General features: G+C 64.4%; 5 protein-coding genes and 1 pseudogene. 2 read left to right on the top strand and 4 right to left on the bottom strand.

Features of this window, described 5'->3' with window-relative positions; all coding sequences use genetic code 11:
* Positions 1 to 256: 256 nt before the first annotated feature.
* Positions 257 to 1,837 carry a DNA recombination protein RmuC gene (locus tag IEY68_RS35670; RefSeq protein ID WP_058852946.1) on the top strand — a complete coding sequence of 527 codons (1,581 nt, stop codon included), beginning with the start codon at positions 257 to 259 and terminating at the stop codon, positions 1,835 to 1,837.
* Between the two features lie 88 nt (positions 1,838 to 1,925).
* Here IEY68_RS35670 and IEY68_RS35665 read toward each other — a convergent pair whose 3' ends face one another.
* The 3 genes from IEY68_RS35665 to IEY68_RS35655 form a co-directional block, all read right to left on the bottom strand.
* On the bottom strand, positions 1,926 to 2,552 hold the full coding sequence (locus IEY68_RS35665) for a hypothetical protein (protein WP_156425993.1): 627 nt from the start codon (positions 2,550 to 2,552) through the stop codon (positions 1,926 to 1,928).
* 1,487 nt (positions 2,553 to 4,039) lie between these two features.
* A complete protein-coding gene (locus tag IEY68_RS35660) occupies positions 4,040 to 4,924 on the bottom strand; it encodes an alpha/beta fold hydrolase (protein ID WP_058852949.1) in 885 nt (294 codons plus the stop codon).
* Between the two features lie 448 nt (positions 4,925 to 5,372).
* Positions 5,373 to 6,167, bottom strand: coding sequence for an acyl-CoA thioesterase domain-containing protein (locus IEY68_RS35655; RefSeq protein WP_058852950.1), 795 nt, complete (start codon positions 6,165 to 6,167; stop codon positions 5,373 to 5,375).
* A 432-nt stretch (positions 6,168 to 6,599) separates the two neighbouring features.
* On the opposite strand from IEY68_RS35655, the gene IEY68_RS35650 reads away from it, so the two are divergent.
* Entirely contained in the window at positions 6,600 to 7,388 is a 789-nt protein-coding gene (locus IEY68_RS35650) for a MerR family transcriptional regulator (protein ID WP_189094724.1), read from the top strand.
* Here the strand turns inward: IEY68_RS35650 and IEY68_RS35645 are convergent.
* Positions 7,389 to 7,742: pseudogene (locus IEY68_RS35645) on the bottom strand (hypothetical protein); the annotation flags it as partial.
* Positions 7,743 to 7,807 lie beyond the last annotated feature (65 nt).

Here is a 7,807-nt window from a genome sequence, read left to right as displayed (position 1 = left end):
GTTCGCAGTGAACTCCACAATCCGGCGCCCGGATTACCTATCCAACGTTGCTTGACGAGGCACTAGGCACCCAGAACGCCGAAAACCTTGTGTCTAGTTGGCTTTCGGCGACCGTCGCCAGATCTGCTCGTGTCGGTGGGTGGTGATACACCACCCTGCGCGTCCGGCGAGAGCTCGGCCGGGCGATGTTCCACTTCCTCCGCTCACCAGAGGCAGGGGTCGCATCGACGTTCAGGAAGGTTTCGACTTGATCGGCATGGGTGTTTTCGTGGTGATGGTTTTCGTGGTGGCCGGCCTCACCGGCGGTATCGGATTCATGGTCGGGCGCGGCCGGGCGGCCGTCGCCGAGGAGCAGGCACGCAACTGGCGGCAGGCGGCCGAACGGATGCAGTCAGAGTGTGACGCCGCCGTGGAGCAGGCTCGGCAGGAGCGGGATTCAGGCGTGGCGGAGGCGCGGCGCGGGTGTGATGCCGAGGTCGCGCGGGCGCGGTCCGAGCGTGACGTCGCACTCGCGCAGATTCAAAGTGAGCGCGCCGACGCAGAAGAGCAGCGGGCGACGCTGCATGAGCGGCTGCACGAGGCGGGGACCCGGAGCGCAGCTGCCGAGACCGAACTTGCGGCGCTGCAGCAGCGCCACACCGAGGAGCTCGCCGAGCTGCAGGAGCGTCATGTCGGGGAGCTCACTCGCGCGCACAGCATGCACACCGAGATGGAGGCGGCCAACGTGCGGCTGACCACGGCGGCATTGAATTCGGCCGGGGAAAAGCTGGTCAAGCAGTTCACCGATATGGCCGAACAGCGTGCGCAGGCGACCAGCCGTGAGTTCGACAAGCGGGAGAGCTCGTTCGACGAGCTGGTCAAGCCCGCGGTGGAGCTGATCAAGTCAACGTCGGGGCAGATGACCGAACAGATGACCGAGCTGATCAAGCAGAGCAGCGTCGCCCAGGCCGAGTTCCGTGCGCAGGTCAAGCAGGTGAGCACCGAGCGGGACCTGGTGGTGAAGTCCACCAGCGAAGTACTCAGAGAGGTCGCGCAGCTCAGAAACGTGTTCCGCAAACCAGAGGCGCGCGGCCAGTGGGGCGAGCAGACCCTGCAGGCGGTCGTCGAGGCCTCCGGGATGGTGAACCTGATCAACTTCGACGACCAGCCGACGTTCGACACCGAAGACCGCCAACAGCGCCCAGACCTGGTGGTCAAGATCAACGCCGACATGGCGGTGGTCGTCGATGCCAAGGCCCCGTTCAGCGCACTGATCGAAGCGTCCGAAGCCGGTGACGAGGCCGAAATGCAGGAACGGCTCGCGGTGCACGCCAGGCATGTCCGCACCCACATCGATCAGCTTTCCGCCAGGCAGTACTGGCTGCTGCCGAGCAGGTCGCCGGAGTTCGTCGTGATGTTCGTGCCCTCGGACACGTTCTTGTACGCGGCGTGGGAGCACGACCGTGGCCTGTGGGACTACGCCGCGCGCAAGAACGTCATCCTGGCGACCCCGACCAGTCTGCTGGTGATCCTGCAATCCGCCGCGGCAGTGCTGCGCTACGACAAGAGGGTCACCAACGTGCAGGCCACCGTGGACATCTGCACGGAGCTGGTCAAGCGGCTGGCCAAGCTCGCCGATCACGTGGGAAATCTGGGTGGGTATCTCGGCAAGTCGATGCAGAGCTTCAACTTGGTGGTGGGCTGCATGAATACCCGTGTGCTGCCCGAGGCCCGCAGGGTCAACGAGCTTCAAGGTGGGGAGACTTCGATTCGCGAACTCAACGCCGTCGAACTGGATCTTCGCCAGGTTGCAGGTTCTTTCGCCGAACTCGACGGCGACAATCCGACCGCAGCTTAGTGGAGTTCCGGTAGTAACCGCCGACGAAACAACGGGTATGCCGGTTCGCGGGTCCGGTCAACTTTCGCGCGGTTACTACCGGAACCCCCTATGAGGCCGGTGGCTCGTAGAGCCGGCGGTGCATCTCGCCGAGGAGCCCCACCGCGGTGGTGAACGACGAAATCGCCTCAGCCGGCAGTGAGTAGGCGGACACCTTGGAGGTCACCGGATGCGGAAAGCGGTGGGCCTGGATCAGCCGCCTCTCCGGCAGTGTGTGTGCAGCGCCTTCCCGACGGGCCGCCATATTGAGCGACTGCGTGGCCGCCCGCAGCGTCGTGTCACCGGTCAGCTCGGTGAGCCGGTCGATAGAAGCGGAGCCGCCCTCGGCGAGCAGGGCCTGCACCAGCCGATGGCCGGCGGGTGACGAGGTCCGCAGGATCCGCTCGCACAGTGCGGGAGTCCACCGCACATCCTCGGAGGCCTTCCCGGCGGCGAGCGCCAGCTCATCGACGATCGCCAGGCCGTTGTCGACCGACGGATGTTCCGTGGGATCGGCTTCGGCGGTCGCGTTGCCGGGGATCAGCGCGGATAAGCGATCGCTGAGGGCGACCTGCGCGGCCAGAAGTCCCAGCTGGACGCGGTCTCGTGGTGTCATCTCGGTACCCGACAGCTCTGCAACAGCGAGATGCAGTTGCTGGCGCGCGAACTCAAGGTCGTCGAAATCTGCCGCACTCATGCCGATGACGGTATCGACACCATTACAGACCTCCACCCAGACAGTGCGTAACCAGTCGACCGTTACGCACCAGAGCTGAGTGCCGTTCGAAGAACTGCACTTGATGTAGCCCACGCCACACACATAGATAGCTTCCGGCTATTGAACCGGTTAGCCAGGCAGGGGGTAGGGCAAAAGCGCAGGTCAAAGACGTGCCCATACCGACGGCACCATCGAGGTAGGGTAGCTTCGATTAAGTGGCGTACGTCACAAAACACACGTGCCCCTGGTATTATCCCTCGGGCATGAAGCTATGTTGAGTTCCGCGCACCAATGTGGCGTTTCGCAACATTGGTGCCCGAGATAACCGAAAGGCCCGGCGACGGGGCGCGAATCCCGAACACCGGACCTGACGGGCCTATCTATGCACGCGGACTAGTTGGTCCTGGCTCCGCGTGACATCAGTACAGTCGCCAGCCGGGCGACGGTCATCAAAATCGCCGTCCGGTTGGTGTCGGCTTCACCCAGCAACTGGAGAAGCTCGGCGAGATCCAACACGAACGATCCGACCGCACACAGCTCGGCGACTTCCCCCCGAATCCGATCCCACTGGGATACAGGTTTCGGAGCATCCGGCCCGTAACTCTCTTCCACAACACCTGCCTACGTACAAGGCGGTGCCCGCCACTGCGGGCAGGGTGACCGAGAAGGCCCCGGTCCCAGCTGGAGACCGGGACCACCTGTACAGGAGGCTCGTTCGCGCTGAAGGATCGGCACGAAGCGGACAAGCTGTGAGACTACCCGGTGCGGTACGACACGCCTGAGGACTACCCCGCACCCAAGATGCCCGCAGCTATGAACCCACGAGGGCCGTTGCCCGCCCGGCGATTCCGGTCACGGCCAGATAGCTGAATGAAATTCCAGCTCACAGGCATATTCCGCCGTCGCGCGGAACGCACCGAATACGCTGTGGCGGTGCGTGACTTGTAACCTTTCTCGCAGTCAGCGCCGCGATCCAGATCAGGACGGCGTAGCCCGTGGACGCGGGGATTGCGAGCTCAGCGGGGGAGTCGGCGAAACCGAGTTCGTAGATCGGGTCCAGGCATTTCGAATCGGGTACCGAGTTGGCAGAGCTGCCAGTTCACATGGCAGAGGAATCCGCCGACAATGAATACTCGGTCCGGTGTGACGGATTTGTGGTTGACCGCCTCGGTGATATGCGTGCCTGCCGGCCGGGCCCGTCGACCTCGTTGTCGTAGGGGTGGATGACCCGGTCCACGATTGCCGTATTCGTAATCGTCCGATCACCGCGATCGCTCAGCGTCTGCAAACCGATACCGGCGCCATCACGAACTGCGGGCGGCGGACCCAGACACTGTCTCATTACCAAGGTTTCGAGACACCCCGGTGGTCTTCGACCGCGCTCTTCTGGAGCGGCGCGCCTGAACACGTATCGGTACGCGCCGTTCCTGCCTGTGGTCTGGCGGGTACCGGCCTCGATCGGTTGGCTATGCCGGTGGGAGGTCTGTCCAGAATTCGGTCGCCAGCGCCGCGAACTCGTCGGCTCGTTCGATCTGTGGCACATGCCCAGTGTTGCGGAGCAGATGGGTGCGGACGTGGGGAAGGCGCGTCCGGGCAGCGTCGAGGTGTGCGGCGGGGAAAAGACGGTCCTTGTCGCCCCAGACGATAAGCGTCGGCACCGCACGGTCGGCCACGACCTCCAGTAGCGCCGCGCGCCAGCCCGCATAGGTGCCCCTCGGGCCACCCAGTGCGGTTACGGTTTCGAGGAGAACCCGTGTCCCATCCGGACGCCGGGCCAGGCGATATCCAAGCTGGATCCGCTCCTCGGTCGCCATCGCGGTGTCGTGGAAGAGGGATCTCTCCAGGCGCCGCGAAGCGCGTGGACTCCACGTGCGCATGATCAGGCGGCCCAGCGGCGGGATCGACAGCATCCGTATCGACAGGGCGACTTCTCGCCCGAATCCGGCGGGGGCGGCGAGGACCAGCGAGCGCACCCGGCCGGGAGCCTGCGCGGACAGTTGCATTGCGACGGCACCGCCCAGGGAGTTGCCCACCACGTGAGCTGGCTCCGTGATGCCGACGGTGTCGAGGAAGTCCGCGAGGAACGTCGCCAGTGCGGAAAGGCTGTACAGCTCGCTCAGGGGCTCGGATTCTCCGTAGCCGGCCAGATCCACGCTGATGACCCGTAGCCCGCGGCCGGCGAGCAACCGGTGCTGTTCGATCCAGTCTTCGAGGCTGCGCCCGATCCCGTGGATCAGCAGTGTGGGGGTCCCGGTCCCCTCATCGAGGTAGCGGGTCCGGCGGCCGCGCACGGCGATCTCCTGTGTCCCGGTCGCCCGGAGGCCCTCGGGTGGAGTGGACTCCGGTCGCATCAGGTCCTCACCTCCGCACCGCCGACCGTGGCCCGCTGCCGTGGCTGAAATCTCATCACCGGGTCCGCGACCATCAGATAGATGTAGGCCTGCCCGATCTCGTCCTGACTCGGCTCCCACACCCTCGCCGGCGCACCGTGAACAGCGATGACAGCTCCCCTTCCTTCTGATCCAACCCGCCTGGTCAGCCGCACGATACGACGACCACCTAGGGAGGCCGAGCAGACACACCGGCCCTGCGAAACGGATCTATCTCCGCCCACCCGCCAGGGTGGCACGGACCGACATCCCTGTAAGGATGTCCAATAACCGATGCATTCTTGAACAACGCGAGAGGCAATCATCGCTGTTCAACGATCTTTAGCGGCAGGTAAACGTTCAAGAACGCCCGGTTCTTGAACACCGCGCGGCTGGGCATGATGCCCTGGCAACTGGCGCCGAACGGGCTTCAGGCGAGGGGGTTGGTAGAGAAGTCGATCTGGCGTCGGGCGTTGGACAGGGTGGTGACCACGCAGGTGCCGACGGGTCCGGTGCGGTCGTAGAGGGTGGCGGCGCCGATGGAGATCCCGGCGGAGGCGATGGTGTTGTCGGCGCGCAGGCCGAGTTCATAGCCGATCGGGAGCCGGGAGAGGTTCACGGTGACATCGGCGTTGATATAGCCGGCTCCTTCGGTTCCCCAGTGGCACAGGTGGTTGGTGGCGTCGCCCATGATCGCGGCGCGCTGAAACTGTGTGATCGGTTCGCCGGCGATCAGCGGCGGGAGGCTCTGCCAGGTGATCTTGCGGTCGGCGTTCTGGTTCGCCCCGAAATCGGAGGTCCAGTCGCGGTCACCGCTTTTGAACAGGGGCGGGGAGCCCTGCGGGGACATACAGCCCTCGGGCGGACCGGGCAGTTCCTCGGAGGGGCTCCATACTTCACCTGGCGGTTCGGCGCCGGGAGTCAGGAATATCGCCGAGGCCCGGACTCGGTCCTGACCGTCCTGCACCAAGGCGGTATCGGCGACGGTGATCCGTGACCCGCGGCGGACCACGGTACTGCGCATCTCGAAGGGCGCGTTGAGTACCGGCTGATAGAGGTCCGCGGTGAGGCGGGCCGGAACGAAGCCGTCGGGGCAGTACCCTTCCAGCTCCCGGGCCAGCAGACCGCATACCCCAGTGCCGCTGAGGTTCGCCGGCGCCCACGGGCTGATCGCCAGCTTCTCCGCGACGAGTTGATCACCTTGACTGTCGAAGAAACTCACCATGTGTGGTCTGTCCCCCTTCGGACTGTCTGCTCGAAAATCCAGGAGTGGAACACGTTACAGCCGCCATGCTGATGTCGCGCGCCACCTTGACACTCGGTGCAGCCCATACCCACTGTTCAAAAACTGATGCGTTCTTGAACACTCGTCTTCGGAATCATCGCTGGTCAGCGATAATCATCCTGCCGACTTCGTCCAAGAATCTCCCATTGGTGAACACCTTGCTGGCGCCCGCTTCACGATGGCCGTTTGATGCGGCCGGCGATGCCGTGGCCGGCCGGGGTGTCGAGGCTTGCGAAGCGCATATCCCTCAAGAGCTATCCCGCAAACCGCATGTCCGTGGCGGTGTTGTCGCGAGTTTCAGCGGGAGGTTTCGGCTTGCTCCTCACGTAACGTCAGGCCCTAGCGTCGGCGGCACCAGCGCGAGGTGCGCCGGTGGAAGTGAGATGGAAGCGGATGGACGAGACGGGAATCGAGCGGGCGTGGAAGGTTGGTGAGCTCGCGGTCGAGGCCGGATTGACGGTCCGGACGTTGCATCACTACGACCACATCGGGTTGGTGCGCCCGGCCGGTCGCACCGATATCGGTCACCGGCTCTACACCGGAGCCGATGTCCAGCGTCTATATCAGGTTTTGGCATTGCGTCAGCTGGGTCTGGGTTTGGACCAGATCGCGCACGTGCTCGCGGGCACCGTGGCCATGGCGCGGGTGTTGGCCACCCATCGCGATTGCCTGGCCGCTCAGGTGTCCGCGATGCGGGACCTGCACGCCCTGGTGGCGACGCTGACGGCAACGGCGCAGAACCGGCCCGACATCTCCGCCGATCACTTCCTGGACTTGATCAGGAGGACTGTCATGGTCGACGACACCGTCGGGAAGTACTTCACCCACGAGAACGCCAAGGCTTTCACCACCCTCTACTTCGCGCAGCTCACGGCCCGACAGAGCGCACTGAAGCTTTGGTACGCCGCGGACGCGCGACTCACCGTCGGGAACACTCCGTTCGCAGGCACGACGGCGATCTTGGAGCAGCTCGTCCGACTCCCGCAAGCCGGGTACAACGTCAACGCGATTGATGTCCGGTTGGACACCGAGGCCTCTACGCTTCTTCGGGTGACTGGCGATCTCATACCGGACGGAACCCGACAGGCTCGTCCGTTCGAGACATCCTTCACGCTGAACTGCTTCTCGATGATCGCCGACCAGACCCTCCAAGGCATCTAATCAGTTCGACTTCGTCGAACCAGACGATCTCGCCGGCCTGTCGAGAGGCGGGTAGTCGGGCGCGAGGTGTGGGGGGTCGATGTTGCCGGGTAGCCGGTTGTCGCGGCGGGCTGTGAGGTATCTGTCGGTCAAGACGCAGAACACGACGAGCAGGAGCAGGGCCCAGCCGAAGGTGACGCGGAGGTATTCGAGGTTTCGTCCCCAGTCGGGCCAGCGGTGCAGTAGCCATTTGTCGGGGGCGGTGAAACCGAACACGGCCAGCCACGCCGGCCAGTTCCGGACCACGGATCCGCGTAGTACGACGGTCATCAGCAGCGGGAAGATGAACATGGAGTAGTACTGCTGGCTCAACGTGAATCGTCACGGGTTTGGGGCCGCTTCCTTCTTTGAGGAAGATGGTCTCCATCATGTCGAAGCGC

It is taken from the genome of Nocardia jinanensis (assembly GCF_014645735.1).
GTDB classification, from domain to species: domain Bacteria; phylum Actinomycetota; class Actinomycetes; order Mycobacteriales; family Mycobacteriaceae; genus Nocardia; species Nocardia jinanensis.
The sequence above is the reverse complement of the archived record's forward strand: the minus strand, read 5'-3'. Positions and strand labels throughout refer to the sequence as shown.